The sequence below is a fragment of the 'Nostoc azollae' 0708 genome, assembly GCF_000196515.1.
Classification (GTDB): Bacteria; Cyanobacteriota; Cyanobacteriia; order Cyanobacteriales; family Nostocaceae; genus Trichormus_B; species Trichormus_B azollae.
Genome location: NC_014248.1, coordinates 3928469 through 3951100, shown reverse-complemented (window position 1 = coordinate 3951100; position 22632 = coordinate 3928469). Strand labels below are relative to the sequence as shown.

The window sequence follows — 22632 nt, the reverse complement described above, 5'->3', positions numbered from 1 at the left end:
TTTACTAGTATCCAACTATATAGGAGTCTATAGAACTAAGGGAAAATGTGGAACACACTTAGCATTATTTATGCTGCAGTCACTACTCTCAGATCATGATATGTTGCTTAAATCCCGATTGCCAAAATCCTCAAAATCTAGACGGGAAAGAGTTCTGTCAAAGTTGTAATACTCCCCTCATACCACTTTTAAGAAATCGTTTCCGTGTGATCCGGGTACTTTCAGATGAAGGAGGATTTGGCAGAACCTATTTATCGGAAGATACAGATAAATTAAATGAATGTTGTGTCATTAAACAGTTAGCACCAAAATTTCAAGGAACTTGGTCACAAAAAAAAGCAATGCAGTTATTTAGTGAAGAAGCAAAGCTACTTCAAGAACTAGGGGAACATCCACAAATTCCCACTCTATTAGCTTACTTTGAGCAAGATAACTGCTTGTATTTGGTACAACAGTTTATTGATGGAAATAATTTACTAAAAGAATTGCAGTTACGGAAGAGCTATCGAGATTGGGATCTTCAATCTATTTTGCTGGATTTATTACCTATTCTCAAATTTATTCATAGTCGAGGAGTTATTCATAGAGATATCAAACCAGAAAATATCATCCGTCGCAAAACGGATGGTAGATTAACTTTAATAGATTTTGGCTCATCCAAGCAATTAACAGCCAAAATCCAGAAAAAAAGTGGTACTTCTATCGGTTCTCATGGTTATTCTGCAATTGAACAAATCAGAGATGGTAAAGCCTACCCTGCTAGTGATCTATTTGGTTTAGGGGCTACTTGCTTTCATTTGTTGACGGGAATTTCTCCTTTTCAATTGTGGATGGAATATGGGTATAGTTGGGTAAAAAATTGGCAAGATTATTTGCGCTGTCCTCTGAGTCATGAATTAGCACAAATAATTGATAAGTTATTACAAATAGATATTCAGCATCGCTACCAATGGGCTGATGAGGTAATCCGAGATTTAAGTAAACATTACACACATCTACTAGCACCAGCTAGTAATTCATTTCTACCGACATCAGCAAAGAAAGTAGATTTTTATCCTCAAAAATATTTTCTGATCAGAAATTTAGTTTTAATAGTAGGGACAATTGTATTTTTAGGTTTAGGAGAATTTGGTTATAGAAAATTTGATCAGCTACAAATGGTGATTTTTTCCAGTTTACATCCACTGCAACGTAGTAAACCTAATAGTGAAGTAGTTCTCTATCAGCCACCACAGAAACATGTAGAAAGAGTCGGTTTGCTGAAGACTATTTCGATGAAAAATGACTTAGTTTCATCTATTGCTATTAGTTCAGATAATAAAACTATTGCTAGTAGTGGTAAAAATCTGATTAAATTATGGAATATGAATACAGGTCAACAAATTTCAGTCCTGAAAGGACATACACAAAAAGTAAATGTAGTGGCTATTAGTCCAGATGGAAAAACCCTAGTCAGTGGTAGTGATGATTATACAATTAAAATTTGGAAGCTAAGCACGAAAAAAGTAATTCACACCCTGAATATTCATACAGATGTAGTTCATGCTGTGGCTATTAGTAAAGATGGAAAAACTCTGGTTAGTGCTAGTGATGACAAAACAATTAAAGTGTGGAATTTAGGAACTGGAAAACTAATTCGCACCTTAAAAGGTCATTCTTACTGGGTTCGTTCTGTGGCTATTAGTCCGAATAATTTTACTCTAGCAAGTGGTAGTTTTGATAAGACTATTAAACTCTGGAATCTTACTCAAGAAAAACCAATTCATACATTAACTCCAAATTCGCAAACTGTCACATCTTTAGCTTTTAGTCCCGATGGTAAAATTCTTGCTAGTGCTAGTCGCGATCGCAAGATTAAATTATGGAATATTGGTACAGGTAAGGAAATTCGCACTTTAGCAGGACAAGATAATAATGTTACATCTTTAGCTTTTAGCCACGATGGTAAAACTCTGGTGAGTGGTAATCGCAATTGTATGGAATGTGATTACTCTATTAAGAGTAATATTAAATTATGGGATGTGGCTACAGGTGAGGAACTTGCACCTTTTACAAAAAATACTAATACAGTTACATCTCTGGCTTTTAGTGCTGATGGTAAAATCTTGGTAAGTGGTGAAGAGAATAATAAGATTAAAGTTTGGCGATTTTCACGGTGATGAGTATTTATATGACCGACGAGCTCTTTCCAAATCATCAATCACTTTTTGTAAAGACCACTCGTCCAACATTCCCGGATAAAATTCTTTCTTTTGTTGAATTAGTCTTTGGGCTATTTCCCAATGTCCTCCGACCATGCTTAACAGTCGTTGACGTAATAGCTTATAGGTGGATTTTTTGGTTTCTGGTACAGATGATTGGATTTTTTGTAGGCTATTTAATAATTGTTGATGATTTTCCAAATCTTCTTGTTCACAATAGATACTAGCTGCTTTTTGACAATCAGCTACAGCATTTGACATTTATTCTCAACAAGTAGATTACAAGCCGCGATTATAGTGACCTAAGGGATGAGTAGAATTAATTCTTATGGGTTGGGAATAATCTTGAATGGCTGCTAAATAATTGCCCAGAAAATGATAGATATTACCTCTGGTAATATAGACTAAATTATCTTGAGGCTGCATTTTCATGGCGTGATTAATATCAGCTAAAGCCCCTTGATAATCTCTTAGTTGAGAACGGGCTTTTCCTCGATTATGATAAACAATGACATCTTGAAAAATTGTATTGCTTAGTTAAAATCTGCGATCACATCTCGATAATTACCCATTTTGTAATAGACAACTCCACGGTAGCAATAAGCATGGGCATCTTGAGAATCAGCTTTTAATATCCAGTTAAAATCAGCGACTGCTTCTTTTATAGCTCCCTGTTCTGCCTTGGCTAATAATTGTGTGAAGTAATCTTGAGTAGATATAATTAATTGGTGCAGGTTTGGAATTAGCTATATTTGGTGTAGGTTGTGATTTGGGTTTTAGTTGTTGAATCTTGTCCAAACAAAGGCGAGCATTTTCTTTATCTTTTTGTACTATATATAACTCAGCAGCGTTTTTAAAACTAGTGATCGCATCCTGAATCTTTCCTTGTTTGCGTTGCACTATTCCCCGTAAATCATAAACAGTAGCATTATCAAATTTAAGGTGAATCGCTTTTTCTACATCTTCTAAAGCATCAGGCAGACTTTTTCAAGTTAATTTTGCTAAAGCCCGAAAATAATAAGCTTGTGCATTTTTTCCATCCAGCTTGATAGCTTCACTATAATCAAAAATACCTTGTAGAATTCCATCTGAGTTGTAATAAGTCAAACCTCGTTCCATGTAAGCTGCGCTAAAGTAAGGATCTAGCCGTATAGCTTGATTAAATTCTTCAATAGGACCAGCATAGTCTTTTCGTTTAGCCTTTTCTAATCCACGATTGTAAAATGCTGAAGTCGTAGAGACAGCCCAAAAATAAATTACAGCAGGAGTCACGAGTCAGGAGTCAGGAGTAAAACTCTCTTGTTGTCTAGGTTTCAATTTAGATTCTGTACCTCACTGATTTACAATCTGCTGTATACAACTTTGTTGAGTGGATATCCTGGCAGACTAAAAAGATTTGCAAGCTGTTTCTTCTGCAACACCAAAATTGCATTGGATATCACTTTCTTGGCAATTCCTTTACATTTTACCTAAAACTTTAAGTAAATAAGCAGCTATTGTATCTACAAGTTATCATAAGTTTGATGACTTAGAAGGCGAAAAAATCCATAAATTTATTTCTGAAAATTGAGTTTTTAGCAAACTGGTGTGTATGTTCTGAGTTTTTTGTCTACTGCTCCTGACATTTTATTTTCAATAAAAATACAGCTAGAACCAACTGTAATTAAAAAAACCTTAATCAATACAAAAGTACTTTCCCCGAAATAAGAGCCTACAAAAATTTTGGCACAACTGGCCTAGTAAAATGAATTAATACATAAATGTTTCCCTTAAAAGGAAGCTAAGATTCTCAAGCCTTTATACTGTTGGCAATACTTTAAAAAACCCTTTTTGTGAATATCTAAGTTAACTAAATAAAAGATCACTACCGAACATTCACTTCATTATTCCCTAGTAATTCCTACTATGCGTCAACTTGTTAAATTTGCAATCGGCACAATTACTTTTCTCAGTTGTCTTCAAGGGACATTGTCAGCCCAAGCCCTAACCTATCAGTTTAATTGGACTGGAGAAAATGGTTATTCAGCTACGGGTAATTTTAGTTTTAATGACTTGGATAATGATGGGATTGCTCGCGCTAATAACTCAAATAACTTTAATGAGTTCACTGTTTTTAATATTACCTTCAGGGAGCTTGTGACCAATTCCCTAGCAACCTTAGCAACCTATGATTTGAATCAGCTGCAAAGTTTCAATCCAACCTTTAACTTCAACTACGATTTTGTGAATAATGTAGTGTTGCAAACTGGAAATTTCAGTGATGCTGATGGATTTTCCATTAGTGATGGTCATAATGGCTTTTTTCTAACTAGGAACGGTAAGGATAGAATCAGTTTTGGTGAGACTGACGAGACTTTCTTTGATTTCAGTGGTATTGTCACTGCTACCCCTATACCTTTTGAGTTTTCACCGACTTTGAGTTTGAGCATCTTGAGTGCTGTTTTCGCTATCCAGAAAGGATGAAAACGGCTGCAATTCACAAGAAAAGCACTCCCACCACTGGAAACGGAACATAGCCAAGGCTAATGAAATTATTATATCCCTAATTTCTTATAGGAAGTCGGGGGTCTTTTTGTTAACTGACCAAATCATACCAATTCTCTAAAATTCGGCAACAGATTCAAACCTACAAACCCAGATGCTGTAAGAACTTTGTAATTATGAATTACGAATCGGTATCACTATTCTGTTATTAAACTAGGAGAAGTCAGCACAAAAACATCCCTAGTTCCCGGTGCTGGATTTTCGGGTTTCATGGGAGTTGTAAAGTGAAAGAAATCATGGTCATTGACTACAACTAGTTCTCCTGGTTGGAGAATTTTCTTAAAAACAGGCCTTTCTTCTTTGGCAGTATATCAATGTGTTTCTCCACCTTGAATATTGTCTCTACTTACAGAAAGTATACCAATAAAATCTGTTACATGTTGATGGATACCTTCTGGTGCGGGACTTCCTAAATGACCAGGTGAACAGGTCGTTCTGATTTGATGAATACCAATTCCTGCTTCTGGATGCAGTTTGCAATAATCACTAAAAGCTAAAACTAAGTTCCTAAAAATATCCAGTTCTACCAGTGTATCTTCTAATTCTACAAACTCTCTTTTAATATCACCCAATAATGGGTTATATACTTGGCTTTGGAATAAATATCCCTGTGGGAGTTTGATCAATTTATTTTCCGAAACCATCACCCTTGATAATCTTCGTGAACGATATTTACCCTTGGTGTAAGGATCAATGGGTAAATTCTGAAAAAATGGCTGGAAACCTTCAGTATTAATCGAATTTACTTTTCTTAGAGTAAATAGAAAAGCATATTCTAACTCCGTCACTGATGATACTTGCTGCATAGGATATTTTTCCTTGCATTTTCAAGTTCTCCCAGGTTTTTAGGTGGGATGTATGTAATACATATTACATGCAATTCTTCAGGAAATGCAGGAATTTTGACTACAAAAAAGTTCACACCCTTCAGGGAATTTAAAATTCAAAAAAAAGTCATCGAATTTGGGATTTTGGGTTGACTTCACAGATAAATTTGGGGGCTTCTAGCAACCGGGAATTATGGGTCAATTTGAGATATTTAACAAAACTTCTAGCGCATACAGCAGAAGTCAGGAGTCAGGAGTAAAACTCTCTTGTTATCTAGGTTTTAATTTAGATTCTGTACCTTATTGATCTCCAATCTGCGGTATCTTTCCAATGCCCAATGGCCAATGCCCTATTGCCTGTTCCCTGTTTCCTTGTTTTCATATATATGAATATGAGCTAATGTAATCAGGTCATCTAGTGAAATAGTATGATTGGTATCATAGGATTGAATACCAATACTCACGGATAGGGGAATTGGTAACTGTTGAGTTTGATTGAATTGGTAGATATTAGACCTATTGCAAGATTGTTTCTGTGGTATGACAGAGAGTTTTAGATTTTATGTATTTTTGGTGTTCTTTGGGCTCCCTAATTCAAACATAACCCTGTAAGTCTAACTTTTGGCTAAAACAAAGAAAACCCCCTTTTATAAAATCAAATTAATTCTGCAAGAGGTCTATCTTTTATAAAATCAAATTAATTCTGCAAGAGGTCTATTGGTTTTTACTCGGTTTTGTATGACTTCGCAACTCAGATCCTGTCCTTGGATTAGCACTGCAAACTGATATTCCCCGATTCGTCCTAATGTATCAGAACTGCGAAAACAGCGTTTGAGCAATTTGGCTATGGCAACAATAGCATCTTGGCTGAGTTCATTACCCCAGGTTTGATTGATTTGTTCAAATTCGTTGAGTTCAATGAAGATGAGACTAGTATAAATTTGTGATCGCTTCGCTAATCTTAGCTGTTGTTCAGCCAATAGGTAAAAACCACCTCGGTTATGCAGTCCAGTGAGTTCGTCTGTAAGGGAGAGACGGCGAATTTCTGCTTCAATGGCTTTGCGTTCTTGTATTTCTTTTTGCAGAAGGGTATTGGCTGCTTCTAAGGCATTTGTGCGATCGCGCAATTGTCGCTCTAGTTGAGAATATATCTCTGTATTCTCCATCGCTAACGCTGTACTATCTGCTAGTAATTGCAGTAACTTGACCTCGTGCGTTGTAGTTTGATGTGGGTGTCCCTAATAAGTACCAATAGTACCAACAGCTATTCTTTCTTTGGAACAGATGGACACCATCGCCATACATTTGATAAATGTACTTTTATCAACAGCCCAGGAAATCCTTTGATCACTAGATATATCTTCAATTATTGGCGACTGACGGTTCTGCATTACCCAACTAGACCAGGTATTTATAGGAAATCGCTGACCCTTCCACAGGGGATCAATAGTATTCTCATCAATGTAATAGGAAAAGCCATTGACTGATAACACAAAAGTAGCCCCATCAGAACTTGTCAGTTCTCGCACTGCTAGTAGCGTAATTACTATAATCTCTTCTAAGGTACGTGCTAAAGAAAGTTTGAACTATGTCAGTAATCGCTCTATTGACCGTAACTACTACTCATTAGTAGCCCTTGGTGATACAATTTTGATATTTATAACATTTTTTTAACGAGCATTTTATTAGTGACTTGGCTCTAAGCAAAAATATCAAAATTTTCCTAGAAATGTAATCCTCTTCATAACCACTTTTATCGTATACTTACTAAGTATTCAAATTCATAATTAACCTATCATAATGACCGATTGGCTTTATCGCTACCCAAAATTATACCCTGGTTTTCTACTCAAACGCTACAAGCGTTTTTTTGCTGATGTACAGCTGACTTCAGGGGAGGTTGTAACAGCACACTGTCCTAATACCGGTCCAATGACAGGAGTTTCAAAAATTGGTAGTCCGGTACAGCTTTCTCAAAGTGACAATCCTAATCGCAAATTAGCTTATACATTAGAGTTGATTCAAGTACAAGAACAAGAACCAACTTGGGTCGGTGTAAATACTGCTTTACCTAATCGAGTCATAAAACTAGCTTTAGAAAAATTTCTTTTTCCTGAATTAAGAGATTATACACAAGTTAAAGGTGAGGTGATTTATGGAAAAGATAAAAAAAGCCGTGTAGATTTCTACCTAACAGGAAGTGAGAAACAAAGCCCAATTTATTTAGAGGTAAAAAACACAACTTGGACGCAAGGAAATTTAGCCTTATTTCCCGACACAGAAACCACAAGAGGACAAAAACATTTACGAGAATTAATGGAAGTTCTGCCCCACAGTCGTGCAGTGATGCTTTATTTTATCAATCGGGGTGACTGTCCAGAGTTTGCGCCTGGAGATAGCACCGACCCTGTGTATGGTAAGTTATTACGGCAGGCGATCACAGTCGGTTTAGAAGTCTTACCCTGTCGTTTTGACGTGTCTCCAGAAGGAATCCGTTATTTAGGGTTAGCAAAACTGAAAACGTGAACTAATTATTAAACTATTCATAGAGATTAATGTGGCTACCCAGAAAAGGAGCAATTCAGAAGTGCTGATTTCAGTCTTTTCTGTGATCATAGATGAAATATCGCTGATGGCTTGCATCTGAAAAAAAATCCTGCTTCTCAATCCCTGGAATCGCACACTCCCTATAATAATTGAAGTAGTACAAGCTAATAAAACATCAAGTACAAGTCCGACCCTGCTATCCTCTCTCCAATATAACCCTGTAGGGGCAATATCTAAATTATCCTTACCAGTTTAAATTTTGGCAGAAACAACCAATCGGGTCTGGTTAGCATCGTAGCTGTTCAATACAAATTGTTGACAACGGAAGAACACCAAATCTATGAGTAGAATAGAAACCCGCACTGAACCAATGGTGCTAAATATGGGACCTCATCACCCATCAATGCACGGAGTTCTGCGGCTAATTATGACACTGGATGGCGAGGATGTCGTTGACTGTGAACCAGTCATTGGCTACCTGCATAGGGGAATGGAAAAAATTGCTGAAAACCGTTCTACCGTGATGTATGTCCCCTACGTCAGCCGTTGGGACTATGCAGCGGGAATGTTCAATGAAGCAGTTACAGTTAACGCACCTGAAAAATTAGCAGGTATTACAGTTCCCAAACGCGCCAGCTACATCCGCGTGATTATGCTGGAACTAAACCGCATCGCCAACCATTTACTGTGGTTTGGTCCTTTTCTCGCTGACGTGGGCGCACAAACCCCCTTCTTTTATCAATTCCGGGAACGGGAAATGATTTATGATCTGTGGGAAGCTGCCACAGGTTATCGGATGGTAAACAACAACTACTTCCGTGTTGGTGGTGTAGCTGCTGATTTACCCTATGGTTGGGTAGACAAGTGCTTAGAATTTTGTGAATACTTTATCCCCAAAGTAGACGAATACGAACGCTTAGTTACTAACAATCCCATTTTCCGGAGACGCATCGAAGGTATTGGTACAATTACCCGCCAAGAAGCAATTAACTGGGGACTTTCTGGCCCTATGTTACGTGGTTCTGGCGTAAAATGGGACTTGCGAAAAGTCGACCATTATGAATGTTATGACGACTTCGACTGGGAAGTACAGTGGGAAACAGTCGGTGATTGTCTCGCCCGTTATATGGTAAGAATGCGGGAAATGCGGGAATCGGTAAAAATCATCAAACAAGCTATCAAAGGTTTACCCGGTGGTTCCTACGAAAACCTGGAAGCTAAGCGTTTAATGGCTGGTAAGAAATCAGAGTGGGATGGTTTTGATTACCAGTTTGTCGCCAAGAAAGTTGCTCCCACTTTCAAAATTCCCACAGGTGAAATCTATTCCCGTGTAGAAAGCGGTAAAGGGGAACTGGGTATTTATCTAGTTGGTGATAATAATGTTTTCCCCTGGCGGTGGAAAATTCGCGCTGCCGATTTCAATAACCTTCAAATTCTACCTCATTTGTTACGAGGAATGAAGGTAGCAGATGTGGTGGTAATTCTTGGCAGTATTGACGTAATTATGGGTTCTGTTGACAGATAATTACCCTTATCCCCGATTTCGTTGCGGAGTCGGGGATTTTATAGCACATCACAGGTGAGAAAAATCTTATTCATCACCGATTACTATGACGTTGAATATATAGATAAAGTTCCTAATGTGCTTTCAATTAATCATCCAGGATTGCACGCTGTTCCATTGGAAAAACAAGGTTATATTCCCCATTTTCTGGAACTGCATTTCTATGACTATCCTCCAAAGGATAGATATTTACTTGATGGACCTCAATTATCTCATATTCAGACGATCGCTACTTAAGCTACATCCTATCAAAATTTTGACGTTGCTATTAATTGTCGTGCTGGATTAAGTCGCAGTACCCCCGCTGCTTTAATGTTACTCCACGAATGGGGTCTAACTCCCAAAATGGCTGTAGAAAAAACAGTATTTACAGTTAGAGAATTAGCAACTTCCAACATAATAATGTTAGAACTTTATCGACAAAAAGAACTTTATTTTCTGGCAAGTTGAAGAATTGAAGCAAGATTACAAAAATATTTTAGTTAGTAATATTTGAATTTGAATTTCAATATTCCCTATCAAAAAGGAAGTTATACCCGGTTAAAATGAAGCTGCATAGAATAAAATTGCAAGAATAATTGACCGCCAATAAACGCAGATAAATACGTATTAATTAATGAAGTTCATGATTCTGTGCAGGTTCACATAAAATTAGTCTTACATAAGAGCATGTTTGAAAAGTCCTTAGTGATGTATCAAAAACTTTTAGATACCCCTAAGTCCCCCTTAAGAAGGGGGACTTTGATTCCACTTCCCTCCTTTGTTAAGGGTTAGGGGGGATGAATAAGTGCCTAAAGTCACAGCCAGAAACTTTTAAAACAACCTGTAAGATGTAATGCTTTGAAATTGAAATATAATACAACAGAATTCAGTTTCGTGGGACGCAAACTCTAGCAACAGACCCTAATATTTTAGAGACTTTAACTTTTGATTTTTTATGGATTCCAACCCCGCACTCTGTCAAGCAATAGCCAAATGCATTAATACCAGTCCCCAACACCGCATTACCTTTGCAGAATACATGGACATGGCACTATATCACCCAAAACACGGCTACTATTCTAGTGATGCAGTCAAAATTGGGTTTCGGGGTGGTGATTTTTTTACGTCTTCTAGTCTTGGTAATGATTTTGGTGAATTACTGGCTGTGCAATTTTTCCAGATGTGGCAGATATTAGAGCAACCAAGCCCTTTTCATCTAGTAGAAATGGGAGCAGGTCAAGGTACTCTGGCATCTCATATCCTCAATTACCTAAAACTACAACATCCGGATTTTTTGACGGCTCTGGAATACATTATTGTTGAGAAATCCCCAAGTTTACGAACACAACAGCAGCAAAGGTTACAGGATTTCTCTGTGCGTTGGTGCAATTTGGAAGAGATTACACCTAACTCCATCGTCGGCTGCTTTTTTTCTAATGAATTAGTGGATGCATTTCCAGTGCATCAGTTTATCCTAGAAGCAGGAGAATTGCGGGAAATTTATGTAACTACCCTGGAAAATGGGGAAAATACCGCTTCTGATTTTTCATTTATAGAGGTAGTGGCGGAAGTATCCACGCCGAAATTAGTAGCACATTTTGATTTGGTGGGAATTGATTTAAATCCCAATGTGTATGAAGATGGCTATCGCAGTGAAATTAATTTAGCTGCTCTCGACTGGTTGGGTATAGTGGCAGACTGCTTGCAACAGGGGTATGTGTTAACTATTGATTATGGCTACCCTGCCAGCCGTTATTATCACCCCAGGCGATCGCAAGGAACTCTACAATGCTATTACCATCATCGTTACCATGATCATCCTTACATCAATATTGGGGGACAAGATATCACCGCCCATGTTGACTTTACAGCTTTGGAAACTTGGGGGAAAAAATGCGGTTTGGATGCAGTGGGTTGGACGCAGCAAGGTTTATTTTTAATGGCCTTGGGTTTGGGTGAAAGAATAGCTGCCCTCTCCTATCAAGAACAACCTATCTCACAGCTGCTAAACCGCCGGGAAGCCTTACACCAACTAATTGAACCGACAGGACTGGGTAACTTTGGAGTTCTGGTACAAAGCAAAGGATTGAAGAATGAAGAGGCTTTACGATCGCTCACAGGATTAACCATACCAAGCTAGAGGTAACAGTAAAAGATTAACCGTGTTAGCCTGTAGACTAGATAGTGCCGACACTTCTAGGATGGAGCATGAAGAAAAAGCCGGTAATTCTTAGCATTAGTTAGCTTTTTTGTATCGGTTAAAACTGTATTTAAGAATCCTGTATTAGTCTTTCTTCGACTAGCATAACAGTGATTGCTTTGAAGTTAATAACCTTAATGAAGTAATAACTATGACTGCTCATGACCTCATTGTCTTAGTAACTCTACTTAGCCCCGGACTCTTACTTTCAGTTGTAATTATGGCTACTTTTGCCGCAGGTGGCTGATTTTAGGTCAGTTATCAGTTATCAGTTATCAGTTATCAGTTACAGCAGGAGTCAGTTATCAGTTATCAGTTATCAGTTACAGCAGGAGTCAGTTATCAGTTACAGCAGGAGTCAGGAGTCAGGAGTCAGGAGTCAGGAGTAAAACTCTCTTGCTATCTAGGTTTCAATTTAGATTCTGTACCTTATTTATCTGCAATATTCTGTATCAGTTATCAGTTATCAGTTATCAGTTATCAGTTATCAGTTCTTAGTTGTTCATAACCAATGACTAATGACTAATGACCAATGAATGACCAATGATTAATAACTAATAACCAATGACAAAGGAACGTAAAACATGAAGGTGGCATTTCTGGGAACTGGATTGATGGGACTACCGATGGCTCAACGGTTATTAGCTGCAAATGTAGAGCTCATTGCTTACAACCGCACCCCAGAAAAATTAGCACCACTACAAGCAGCAGGGGCAGAAATAGCGACAAAACCACGTCAAGCAATTAGCTCCGCTCATTGTATAGTTCTGATGCTATCTAATGCTGCAGCTATTTATCATGTCTTGCTGACAGACACTTCTTGGCATACCTTATCAGGACGCAGTGTAATCCAAATGGGAACACTCACTCCTCCCGAAAGCCAAGAAATTAGAGATGCAGTTGTGGCCGCTGGCGGTGAATATATAGAAGCTCCCGTACTCGGTAGCATCCCAGAAGCAGAAACTGGCAAATTAATTGTCATGGTAGGTGCCCAATTAGAACAATATGAGCGTCACCTCCAATTACTACAACATTTTGGACCCCAACCTGTACACATTGGACCAGTAGGGTCAGCCTCAGCACTAACATTAGCACTCAATCAACTCATTGCTTCCCTTACTACTAGCTTTGCGCTCAGTTTGGCTTTTGTCCAAATGCAAGGCATTGATATAGACTTGTTTATGCGAATCCTGCGCGATAGCAAACTTTACGCACCAACCTTTGATCAAAACCTCAAGCGGATGTTGGATGGTAATTATACCAATGCCAACTTACCCACCAAACAATTGATCAAAGAAATAGATTTATTTATCTCTGAAGCTAAATCCCTGGGTTTGAATCTCAGCAGTATTGAGGGAGTTAGACACATCTTGAAATCAGCAATGAATATGTCCTATCCAGAAGATGATTATTCGTCAGTCTTTCCCGCTATCCGAGAATGGGGTGAGGTCAGCGGGGAATAGGTGACAGTTAACAGTTAACAGTGCAGAGACTAATAATTAGGATTTGCTGAATAACTCTAGAAATTGAATCTAGGTATGATCGGGATTGAAAAATCAAGGGTTGTCCAATTAGTCCTCAAATTTACGCGGTTATTTCTGGTGAAGATGCAAGGGTTTTAAACATCTTTGCTCAATAATTTTGCACTTGTTTGGTTAAAAAACCCTGTAAACCTTTATCTGGAAACGCTTTTGCTTTTTTTCAGCAAACCCTAATTAATAACTGATAACTGATAACAAACTGTTAACTGATTAAAATGGGATGTCATCTGGGTCTGGTTCCGATTCTGTAGCAGGCTGATAAGATTGATGCTCAAAGGTTACAGGTGCTGGTTGGTAGGTGCGTTGGGGGGTCGTTCGCTGGGGTGCTGTACCTGTATTTGTAGCTGGCGTTGGTGTGGATGGTGTTGGTGCTGAATAGGCTGGTTGATATGTCTCTGGGGGACGCTGTGGTGGAGGCGCTACGGTAGCGGCTGGTGGTGGAGTTGTACTCATAGTTCTACCGATAGCGTAAATCTTCTGCACAGTGAGTTCTGCACGTTTTTCTTTAAAACCTTCAGGACGGTCAAAGGTGTTCATTCCTAAGCGTCCTTCCATAATCACGCGCTCGCCTGGTTGATAGGTTTGATGAATTTCTTTAGCCAAATTACCCCAACCTACCACTTTTAAAGGATGAGAAGGATCATCTGGCCGCGCACCAGGGACATGAACTATCATTTCTGTAACTTCCAATCCATCTGGTGTGTGACGCAGTTGAGGTGCATCATAAATTTCTGCCATTAAAATACAAGTGTTCATATATTTATTCCTTTCAAGAAACAAGGGTTTAGGGGTTTAGGGGAGGAAAACTGTTTTTTTCATTTGTAAAAGCCAGATAGCACCACCTGTGCGTCATGATTTTGGCACACTTATTTTTCACTGGATTTACCTTCAACACAGTGCAATTGCTCAATCTAAGTTAACAGATTTAGGTTCCCTAAAGGAATAGGATATTTTTAGTTAACCACCATATAACAAAAGTCAAGCGACAACTATGTAAATAACTATTTACATAGTTGTTCAAAGTTGTCGCTTGACCGAAACGAGCATTTAATTCTGCATGATGAATAGTACGATTATACCATATAAGATATTAAATCTGGACATGAACAGGAAAAATACCCAGAGCAATTAATCGAGCGGGGATATCACGTAAGATAGGTAAACGTAGCAATAGAGGCGGTTGAAAAGTTTGATTTTCAGTAAGAATGGGGGTAAATATCCGCTTTTGGATCAAAGCCTGAAATGCTTGAATGATTCGTGTAGGTAGCTCTCTGTGCTGCTGTACTTTTGCTAAATCGCTGATTTCTACACGATGTTGTTTAAGTGGTTGACTCAATATATTTGCGGTGACGACAGCATCTTGAATTGCGTAATTTATACCGACACCACCCACTGGTGACATGACATGGGCTGCATCACCTATGAGTAACAGTCCGGGACGATACCAACGCTTAACGCGACTTGATTCGACAGAAAGAAAAGCTATTTTCGACCAATCTTGTAACAGTTCGATGCGATCACTTAATTCTGGTACTGTATCAATAATTGATTTTTTTAATTCTGCTAAACCAGTAGCACGCAGTTGTTGATAACTACCTTTGGGGATAACATAGCCAATTTGCCACTCATCACCACGATCTAGCATAGCCAAGATGTTACCAGAACCAAAGAGCGCCATACCCCCTGCAAATTCTTCTCGCTGACGCGGGAGACGAAACCAAAGCACATCCATCGGTGGCGAAGTTTCTACAGATTCAAAATCACCCAATTGTCTTAGTTTTGAGTGACGACCATCTGCAGCTATTGTTAATGTAGCGCGTACTTCATGCCAACCGCCTTGTCCACGATAACGCACACCTTGAATTATACCATTTTCTGTAATTAATTCCTGCACATTTGCACCCAAAATTAAATGGAAATTAGGGTATTTTTTTGCTTCTTGGGTGATAAATTCTAAAAACCGCGCCTGGGGAAGCATCATAATATAAGGGTAGGCGGTTTTCAGGCGACTAAAATCTGCAAAAGTGATGGTTTCTTGGGAAGTTTTCATTTGAATACGGTGCATTTTGGTGTGGGGTAATTGCAAAAGGCTATTACTTAAACCCAACTCTTCCATAATTTGCATTATCGCCGGATGAATAGTATCACCACGAAAATTCCGGTCAAAATCTTTGTGTGTTTCTAGCAGATACACCGAAATTCCTTGACGTGCTAAAAGTAGAGACAGTACAGCCCCCGCAGGACCACTACCAACAATACAACAATCTGTATTTTGTACATCTAAAATCTCGTGTTCTAAAGGAAGATTGTGATTTGTAGACATAAAATTGACCCTGTGTTATATATTTTATATCAAACAAATAGAATCAGATATCAAGAATAGTTGACCGCAGATAAACGCAGATGAACACAGATAAACACGGATAAATTAATTGCACAAACATAAAATCCATATCGAGTCCGTTTAAATAGTCCTCATATCTATGAGGACAAGGAATAGGGAATAGATAAGAGAAAAATAGTTATTATTGCTAATTAGCCGGACTTAATATGGTGCTTTATACTGATTCCTATTGCTAACTAGCAAGCAACTTGGATAATCTATTTTTCAGCAGTTGCGTGAACAGTGGGTATTTATGGTGAAACCGCATGAAATAAGAAGTCATACCAATCTTCCAAACCTTCTCCTGTAGTAGATGAAACTTGGAAGATTTGTATTTTTGGGTTGACTTGTTTTGCGTATTCTATACAGCGTTGTACATCAAATTGTAAATAAGGGAACAAGTCAATTTTTGTGAGAATCATAATTTCGCTATTCCGAAAAATATGAGGGTATTTAATTGGTTTATCTTCCCCTTCTGTTACAGAAAGAATTACCACTTTAGCCTGTTCTCCTAAATCAAATAAAGCAGGACAAACTAAATTACCCACATTTTCAATCATCAGTACAGAACCCAAGGGCGGGTTTAGTTCTTGTAAACCTCTTTCTATCATTGATGCGTCTAAATGACAGCCTATACCCGTGTTAATTTGTACCACTTTACACCCTGTTCCTTTAATCTTTTCTGCATCATTGGTAGTTTCTTGATCACCTTCAATCACACTGATAGCTAATTTGTTTTTTAAATCATTAATTGTGCGAGTTAATAAAGTAGTTTTTCCCGCACCTGGAGAACTCATTAAATTTAAAGCCAGAATATTTCTACCTTTAAACCAACCACGATTTTGGGCGGCCAATAAATTATTTCTACCTAAAACTTCTTGCTCTAAGGATATCGTTTTATTATGAAAGTTGGCGTGCATATTTGCTTGTTCTTCATGGTGATGGGTATGCGTAATTACACTCCCATCTGCTAAAGTATGAGTGTGATAATGTTCATGTTCTAAGTTAGTAACTTTTACTTCGCTACCATCAGAACATCCGCAGGTTACACACATAATTCCTCCACTTCCATTTCTTTTATTTTTAATTCTTCGCCAGTTAGTATCTCTATCTGTAGACTACCACATTCACAAATTCCAAAGGGTTTATCTACATAAAATCTAGCACCACATTGACTACATCTGGCCATTCCTGGTATTTCTAATATTTCTAATATTGCACCTTCTACTATTGTACCTTGGGCGCAAATATCAAAACAAAATTCAATGGCTTCGGGCATAATAGCAGAGAGTTTGCCAATTTCTAATAATACTCTTTGGACTTTCTTCCCTTGGGCATTTTCGCTCACTATGGCAATGATATTTTGTGTAATTCCTAGTTCATGCATAGGGTTAATTTTTTATCTCACGCAAAAGCGCAAGGAAAAGAAAAAGAAAGAATTTAACAAATTCGTGGGAGTTGGTCGCCTACTAGCATATCAACTATTCTTTCTGCACCAAAGGCGGTTTTCAAGAGGACTATTCCTGGTGGTGTGGGAATAATTTCACCAATGATAGATGCTTGTTTTCCTGTTGGGTAGTTTTTCATAGTTGATAAAATTAACTCGGCTTTTTCTTTGGGTGCAACTATGACTAGTTTTCCTTCGTTCGCTAAATATAAAGGATCTAAACCGAGTATTTCACACACTCCATTTACTTGTTCTTTAACAGGAATGGCATTTTCATGGATGCGTATTCCTACGTTTGCTGTGACGGCAAATTCATTTAATACTGTGGCTAAACCTCCTCTAGTTGCGTCTCTCATGGCATGAATTTGTGGGCAAGTTTTGATAATCTCTGCTACTAATTCATGTAATGATTGACAGTCACTTTCTATATTTGTTTCTAGTTCTAGTTCTCCCCTAGCAATTAATATGGCTGTTCCATGATTCCCTATTTCTCCGTTAATAACTACTACGTCTCCGGTTTGAATGTTGCGGGGAGAAATATCAATATTAGCAGGAATGATGCCGATTCCGGCAGTGTTGATAAAGAGTTTATCAGCACAACCACGATGAACTACTTTTGTGTCTCCTGTAACTATTTGTATTCCGGCTTTTTGTGCCGCTTTTTGCATACTGGAAACTACACGGCGCAATGTTTCTACTGGTAAACCTTCTTCTAAGATGACACTACAGCTAAGATATAAAGGTTTTGCACCACTAACTGCTAAGTCGTTAATTGTGCCATTAATTGCTAATTCTCCTATATCTGAACCTGGAAAAAATAATGGGTCTACAACATAGGAATCTGTGGTAAATGCTAATCTATCTCCATGTTGGGAAAGACTGGCTAAGTCAAAACTGGCTTGGTCTTCTAATTGGGAAAGAATGGGATTATCAAAATTTTTTACAAATACATCATTAATTAAATCTCGCATGGCTTTTCCACCGCTACCATGGGCAAGGTTAATATATGTATCCCTAATTTTTCCCTGACGACGACGGACTTGTTCAACTTTTTGAAAGAGAGGATTTTGAGATTGTTGGTTGTTGTAAATTGCCATCTTAAATTCCTTAGTAATTCCATATAGAAAAATAATTGTGCTTTTATTTTTTCATTGGCGACTTCGCGCGAGATATTTTAATTGATGCCTTAGGGACAGCCTAACTCACCCTACAAATTATCTGCCTGTTCCCTCGTGTCTACCGACGTGTTTATCGGAATGTAAAATACCACCAACTGCCCAATTTTCTCATTCAAGTTCATCAATATAAATGGTTATCCACTCAGGTTTAGTACCTAGAGAGGAAACTAAAGCATCAGTTACAGCTTGGAGTATTTTCCGCTTTTTTCAATGGAGTGACATTTACCAATTTGGACGGTAAAAAATGGCATATAATTTTCCTCAAATTGTGCATGTTAAACTGATAGAGGTTCTGGATATACACCTGATTTATCTCTTTTTGCCATAGTTGACAGTCGCCCATATTTATAATATGCTGCACAAGCACCTTCGGAGGACACCATGCAAGCACCTATTGGGTTTTCTGGTGTGCAAGCTGTTCCAAATACTTTACATTGCCAAGGTTTTAAAACTCCTTTCAGAATTTCTCCACATTGACAGGCTTTGTGGTCGGCAATTTTTTGATTAGGAATGATAAATTTAACTTCGGCATCAAATTGCGCGTATTGTTCCCGAATTTTAAAACCTGAATCGGGTATTTCTCCTAAACCACGCCATTCAAATTCACGCACTGCAAAAACTTGATTCATGGCTGCAATGGCGTTTTTATTCCCGTCTGGTTCGACTAAACGGTTATATTGATTTTCAACTTGACAACGTTGTTCTACTATTTGTTTTAATAACATCCAAATTGATTGGAAGATATCTAATGGTTCAAAGCCAGAAATGACTATTGGTTTATGATATGATCGGGAAATAAATTGATATGGTTTCGTTCCTATAACCATACTTACATGACCGGGACCAACAAAACCATCAAGTTCTAAATCTGGGTTATCTAATAATGCTTGCAGGGCAGGAATAACTAATACATGATTGCAAAACATACTAAAATTAGTTACGTTTTCTGCTGCTCCTTGGAGGATAGTAAATGCGGTACTGGGGGAGGTGGTTTCAAAGCCTAAACCGAAGAAGACTATTTCTTTGTTGGGGTTTTCTTTAGCTATTTTGAGGCTATCCAAGGGTGAGTAAACCATGCGAATATCAGCACCTTGGGCCTTAGCTTGCAAGAGGCTGGTTTTTGAACCGGGTACGCGCATTGCGTCGCCAAATGTGGTGAAAATTATGTTGGGGTTTTGACAAAGTGTGATCGCATCATCTATCCTACCTTTAGGCATAACGCACACTGGACAACCAGGCCCATGAATTAATTCGATATTATCGGTTAATATTTCTTCGATTCCGTATTTGAATATGGAATGGGTATGACCTCCGCATACTTCCATAATTTTTAGGTGTTTGTCTATTTGTCGGCTGAGTTTGGTTATTTCTTTTTGTAAGGCTTCAGCTTTTTTGGGGTTGCGAAATTCATCTACGTATTTCATATAAATTTGGGATTTTAGATTTGGGATTTTAGATTAATTACTGCACAAAACATAAATTTATTAACTACAACCTAAATAGATAGTTTTTCTAGTCCGTTTTAATGAACTTTAGCTACTAGCCTTATACTTTAGTGCAAGGCTGCTATTTCTTGGAGAAGTTGTAATGTTTCTGCTGCTTCTTGTTCGTTGATACGGTTCATTGCAAAACCGACGTGAACCAGTACCCAGTCTCCTATACATTTGTCGGGTGGGTGTTGTTCGTCAACTATGCAAGCTATGTTTACCTGTCGTTTTACTCCCCCGACGTTAACTATTGCTAGTTTATGTACTATGTTGGTTATTTCTACAATTTGTCCTGGTATTCCTAAGCACATTTTCTCTTTTCCTTTTTTAAGATTTACTAACCACAGAGGCGCAGTAAACACAGAGGTTTTTATGCTATTTTTTTAAGTAATTAGCAGCAGCTATAACAGCTTGTCCTAATGATAAACCGCCGTCGTTTGTAGGTACTATGCTATGAGTGAGGACGTTTATTCCTGTTTTTCGTAAGCGTTTGGTTACTTGTTCTAAAAGAATACGGTTTTGAAATACTCCTCCTGTTAATGCAACTTGATTAAATTTGTATGTTTGGGACAATTGTTTAACTATTGTGGTAATTACACTAGCCAAACTTATGTGAAATTTAGCAGCTATTTCTGATGGTGAAATTTTCTGCTGTATGTCGTTTAGTATCCCCAGCCACATAGGTGCAGGGTTTATACAATAAATCTTATCGGAATTTTCAAATTTAAAGGGATAATTTAGAGTTTCTTCATCATTGTTTAGAATATTTACATCCGCTATCGCTTCCATTTCTATTGCTGCTTGTCCTTCATAACTGCATTCTTCCCGACAAATACCTGTTGCAGCTGCTACTGCATCAAATAATCTCCCTACTGATGATGTTAAGGGTGAGTTAATACCTTTGTCTATGATCTGGTTGAGTAATTTGGGATTTTTATTTTCTAAAAATTTGATTATTTCTAATTCACCATATTTTTGTTTTATTTCCTCCCATGTCAAGGCGTTTATTAATTGGGCGTAAGTATTTCTCCAAGGTTGATGAATTGCTTGTTCTCCTCCTATCATGGGCATAGATTTAAATGTGGCTACTTGTGCAAATTGATAATAATCAGCTAGTAAAAATTCTCCGCCCCATAATGTGCCATCTGCGCTATATCCTAAGCCATCAAACGCTATTCCTAAAACTGGTGGTGCATTTAAAGGAATTTGCTCTTCCGCCATGCAAGCGGCTATATGGGCGTGATGATGTTGAATTTCATTTAATTTAATTTTATTAACTGTAGCTAGTTCCTTTCCCAGTTTAGATGATAAATATTCTGGATGTTTATCAATAGCAATTATTTCTGGTCTATGGGCAAACAAGTTTAAATATAAATTTAGAGTATCTTGATAAGCATTAAAGGCGGCTGCATTTTCCAAATCTCCCAAATGTTGAGATAGAATAGCCTCACCTTCACGTAATAAACAAAAGGTATTTTTGAACTCGCTACCCATTGCTAAAATTGGCGGTGTTTTTTCAAATCCTGATGGTAAAATCATCGGTGTAGGTGCATATCCCCTAGCCCGTCTTAATATTTGTATTTTATCATCAATCACTCTGAGGACAGAATCATCAACTCGGTTAACAATATCACGGTTATGTAAAAGAAAATAATCTGCTATCTTTCCTAATTTGTCTTTAGCATCTTCATTAGCTATACACTGGGGTTCATCAGGAATATTACCGCTAGTTAAGACTATGGGGCGGTTCATTCGTCTGAGAATTAAATGATGTAAAGGCGTGTAAGCAAGCATGAAACCAAGGGTGTATTGTCCTGGTGCGACTGATGAAGCAACCTGCTTTTCGGATTTTCTTTCTAATAAAACAATGGGTGCAGCAGGGCTGGTTAATAATTCTTCTTCTAAATCACTAATATAACAATATTCATTAATTATATTGATATCTCTCGCCATTAAAGCAAAAGGTTTATGATAACGGCGTTTCCGTTCTCGTAATTTTTGCACTGCTGTTTCTTGAGTTGCATCACAAGCTAAATGAATACCACCCAAACCTTTAATAGCTACTATTTGACCCTTTTGTAATAAAGTGCAAACAGCATCCACATCATCCAACATTGAAAACATATCAGCAATGACAGGTTTACCATCAGCCCTTTCTAACCATGCACGAGATCCGCAAACGTGACACGCAACAGGTTGGGCATGAAAACGCCGATTTTCCACATCTTTATACTCCTTTTCACACTGTCGACACATTGGAAACTTCACCATGCTGGTGTTATTTCTATCGTAAGGAATAGCGCGAATAATACTCAAGCGGGGACCACAATGAGTACAATTAGTAAAGGGATAACGAAAATAACGACTAAAAGGATCAAAAATCTCCTTTTGACATTGGGGACAAGTTGCCGCATCAGCAGTAACTTGTGTTTTCATAGTATTATTAATACTGTGAGAAATTACAAAATCATCAAAATCAAACTCCCCCAAATACCGACTTCTCACCAACTCATTAATTTTCGCCAAAGCTGGACATTCTTTATATAACTTATCTACAAATTTTGTTATCGCTTCCTCACTACCAGAAACACGAATTAAAACCCCTTCACCATCATTACAAACATCTCCCTTCAACCCGCAACTTTTCGCCAGACGATACACCGTAGGACGAAAACCCACACCTTGCACAGTACCACGCACTCTAATTTGTTCTCTTCTCATCTTTGTGCCT

General features: G+C 38.0%; 18 protein-coding genes and 3 pseudogenes. 7 read left to right on the top strand and 14 right to left on the bottom strand.

The window, feature by feature from the left end; genetic code table 11:
• The first annotated feature begins 95 nt into the window (after positions 1-95).
• Positions 96-2159: a serine/threonine-protein kinase gene (locus AAZO_RS18495; RefSeq protein ID WP_013192413.1), complete on the top strand. Its 2064-nt coding sequence runs from the start codon at positions 96-98 to the stop codon at positions 2157-2159.
• Here the strand turns inward: AAZO_RS18495 and AAZO_RS18490 are convergent.
• A pseudogene (locus AAZO_RS18490) lies at positions 2151-3458 on the bottom strand (tetratricopeptide repeat protein). The gene AAZO_RS18495 and the pseudogene AAZO_RS18490 sit on opposite strands and share 9 nt — an antisense overlap.
• Positions 3459-4106: 648 nt before the next feature.
• On the opposite strand from AAZO_RS18490, the gene AAZO_RS18485 reads away from it, so the two are divergent.
• Positions 4107-4664, top strand: coding sequence for a PFE-CTERM domain-containing protein (locus tag AAZO_RS18485; protein ID WP_013192412.1), 558 nt, complete (start codon positions 4107-4109; stop codon positions 4662-4664).
• A 218-nt stretch (positions 4665-4882) separates the two neighbouring features.
• On the opposite strand, the pseudogene AAZO_RS18480 reads toward AAZO_RS18485, so the two are convergent.
• The 4 genes and pseudogenes from AAZO_RS18480 to AAZO_RS27235 form a co-directional block, all read right to left on the bottom strand.
• Positions 4883-5551, bottom strand: a pseudogene (locus AAZO_RS18480) (2OG-Fe dioxygenase family protein).
• A 371-nt stretch (positions 5552-5922) separates the two neighbouring features.
• On the bottom strand, positions 5923-6081 hold the full coding sequence (locus AAZO_RS34190) for a diguanylate cyclase domain-containing protein (protein ID WP_228371742.1): 159 nt from the start codon (positions 6079-6081) through the stop codon (positions 5923-5925).
• 183 nt (positions 6082-6264) lie between these two features.
• Complete coding sequence (locus tag AAZO_RS27240) at positions 6265-6738, bottom strand: GGDEF domain-containing protein (RefSeq protein WP_049790811.1); 474 nt, start codon at positions 6736-6738, stop codon at positions 6265-6267.
• Positions 6739-6810: 72 nt separating this feature from the next.
• Positions 6811-7101: a hypothetical protein gene (locus AAZO_RS27235; protein ID WP_049790810.1), complete on the bottom strand. Its 291-nt coding sequence runs from the start codon at positions 7099-7101 to the stop codon at positions 6811-6813.
• A gap of 271 nt (positions 7102-7372) precedes the next feature.
• On the opposite strand from AAZO_RS27235, the gene sfsA reads away from it, so the two are divergent.
• From sfsA to AAZO_RS18455, 5 genes are all read left to right on the top strand, one after another.
• Entirely contained in the window at positions 7373-8098 is a 726-nt protein-coding gene (sfsA, locus tag AAZO_RS18470; protein ID WP_013192411.1) for a DNA/RNA nuclease SfsA, read from the top strand.
• A gap of 361 nt (positions 8099-8459) precedes the next feature.
• Positions 8460-9644 carry an NAD(P)H-quinone oxidoreductase subunit H gene (locus tag AAZO_RS18465; RefSeq protein WP_013192409.1) on the top strand — a complete coding sequence of 395 codons (1185 nt, stop codon included), beginning with the start codon at positions 8460-8462 and terminating at the stop codon, positions 9642-9644.
• Between the two features lie 54 nt (positions 9645-9698).
• A complete protein-coding gene (locus tag AAZO_RS34185; RefSeq protein WP_013192408.1) occupies positions 9699-9920 on the top strand; it encodes a hypothetical protein in 222 nt (73 codons plus the stop codon).
• Positions 9921-10620: 700 nt separating this feature from the next.
• Positions 10621-11805, top strand: coding sequence for a class I SAM-dependent methyltransferase (locus AAZO_RS18460; protein ID WP_013192406.1), 1185 nt, complete (start codon positions 10621-10623; stop codon positions 11803-11805).
• A 644-nt stretch (positions 11806-12449) separates the two neighbouring features.
• Positions 12450-13328, top strand: coding sequence for an NAD(P)-dependent oxidoreductase (locus AAZO_RS18455; protein WP_013192404.1), 879 nt, complete (start codon positions 12450-12452; stop codon positions 13326-13328).
• A gap of 288 nt (positions 13329-13616) precedes the next feature.
• Here AAZO_RS18455 and AAZO_RS18450 read toward each other — a convergent pair whose 3' ends face one another.
• The 9 genes and pseudogenes from AAZO_RS18450 to hypF form a co-directional block, all read right to left on the bottom strand.
• Positions 13617-14162 (bottom strand): single-stranded DNA-binding protein, encoded by a 546-nt coding sequence (locus tag AAZO_RS18450; protein WP_013192403.1) that lies wholly within the window; start codon positions 14160-14162, stop codon positions 13617-13619.
• Between the two features lie 334 nt (positions 14163-14496).
• Positions 14497-15729 carry an FAD-dependent oxidoreductase gene (locus AAZO_RS18445; RefSeq protein WP_013192402.1) on the bottom strand — a complete coding sequence of 411 codons (1233 nt, stop codon included), beginning with the start codon at positions 15727-15729 and terminating at the stop codon, positions 14497-14499.
• A gap of 311 nt (positions 15730-16040) precedes the next feature.
• A complete protein-coding gene (gene hypB / locus AAZO_RS18440) occupies positions 16041-16844 on the bottom strand; it encodes a hydrogenase nickel incorporation protein HypB (protein WP_013192401.1) in 804 nt (267 codons plus the stop codon).
• Entirely contained in the window at positions 16835-17176 is a 342-nt protein-coding gene (gene hypA, locus AAZO_RS18435; protein ID WP_013192400.1) for a hydrogenase maturation nickel metallochaperone HypA, read from the bottom strand. The genes hypB and hypA overlap by 10 nt, the downstream gene beginning before the upstream one ends.
• 53 nt (positions 17177-17229) lie before the next feature.
• Complete coding sequence (gene hypE, locus AAZO_RS18430; protein WP_013192399.1) at positions 17230-18333, bottom strand: hydrogenase expression/formation protein HypE; 1104 nt, start codon at positions 18331-18333, stop codon at positions 17230-17232.
• A 117-nt stretch (positions 18334-18450) separates the two neighbouring features.
• Positions 18451-18665 (bottom strand): annotated as a pseudogene (locus AAZO_RS39170) (tautomerase family protein).
• A 24-nt stretch (positions 18666-18689) separates the two neighbouring features.
• Complete coding sequence (hypD, locus tag AAZO_RS18425; RefSeq protein WP_013192398.1) at positions 18690-19838, bottom strand: hydrogenase formation protein HypD; 1149 nt, start codon at positions 19836-19838, stop codon at positions 18690-18692.
• A 128-nt stretch (positions 19839-19966) separates the two neighbouring features.
• Positions 19967-20212: a HypC/HybG/HupF family hydrogenase formation chaperone gene (locus AAZO_RS18420; protein WP_013192397.1), complete on the bottom strand. Its 246-nt coding sequence runs from the start codon at positions 20210-20212 to the stop codon at positions 19967-19969.
• A 64-nt stretch (positions 20213-20276) separates the two neighbouring features.
• Positions 20277-22622 (bottom strand): carbamoyltransferase HypF, encoded by a 2346-nt coding sequence (gene hypF, locus AAZO_RS18415; RefSeq protein ID WP_013192396.1) that lies wholly within the window; start codon positions 22620-22622, stop codon positions 20277-20279.
• Positions 22623-22632 lie beyond the last annotated feature (10 nt).

Bases quoted from the DNA above. Each gene is read 5' to 3' on its own strand.
- AAZO_RS18495 (WP_013192413.1), top strand. From the start codon at position 96: ATGATATGTTGCTTAAATCCCGATTGCCAAAATCCTCAAAATCTAGAC.
- AAZO_RS18485 (WP_013192412.1), top strand. From the start codon at position 4,107: ATGCGTCAACTTGTTAAATTTGCAATCGGCACAATTACTTTTCTCAGT.
- AAZO_RS27240 (WP_049790811.1), bottom strand. From the start codon at position 6,738: ATGGAGAATACAGAGATATATTCTCAACTAGAGCGACAATTGCGCGAT.
- sfsA (WP_013192411.1), top strand. From the start codon at position 7,373: ATGACCGATTGGCTTTATCGCTACCCAAAATTATACCCTGGTTTTCTA.
- AAZO_RS18465 (WP_013192409.1), top strand. From the start codon at position 8,460: ATGAGTAGAATAGAAACCCGCACTGAACCAATGGTGCTAAATATGGGA.
- AAZO_RS18460 (WP_013192406.1), top strand. From the start codon at position 10,621: ATGGATTCCAACCCCGCACTCTGTCAAGCAATAGCCAAATGCATTAAT.
- AAZO_RS18455 (WP_013192404.1), top strand. From the start codon at position 12,450: ATGAAGGTGGCATTTCTGGGAACTGGATTGATGGGACTACCGATGGCT.
- AAZO_RS18450 (WP_013192403.1), bottom strand. From the start codon at position 14,162: ATGAACACTTGTATTTTAATGGCAGAAATTTATGATGCACCTCAACTG.
- AAZO_RS18445 (WP_013192402.1), bottom strand. From the start codon at position 15,729: ATGTCTACAAATCACAATCTTCCTTTAGAACACGAGATTTTAGATGTA.
- hypB (WP_013192401.1), bottom strand. From the start codon at position 16,844: ATGTGTGTAACCTGCGGATGTTCTGATGGTAGCGAAGTAAAAGTTACT.
- hypA (WP_013192400.1), bottom strand. From the start codon at position 17,176: ATGCATGAACTAGGAATTACACAAAATATCATTGCCATAGTGAGCGAA.
- hypE (WP_013192399.1), bottom strand. From the start codon at position 18,333: ATGGCAATTTACAACAACCAACAATCTCAAAATCCTCTCTTTCAAAAA.
- hypD (WP_013192398.1), bottom strand. From the start codon at position 19,838: ATGAAATACGTAGATGAATTTCGCAACCCCAAAAAAGCTGAAGCCTTA.
- AAZO_RS18420 (WP_013192397.1), bottom strand. From the start codon at position 20,212: ATGTGCTTAGGAATACCAGGACAAATTGTAGAAATAACCAACATAGTA.
- hypF (WP_013192396.1), bottom strand. From the start codon at position 22,622: ATGAGAAGAGAACAAATTAGAGTGCGTGGTACTGTGCAAGGTGTGGGT.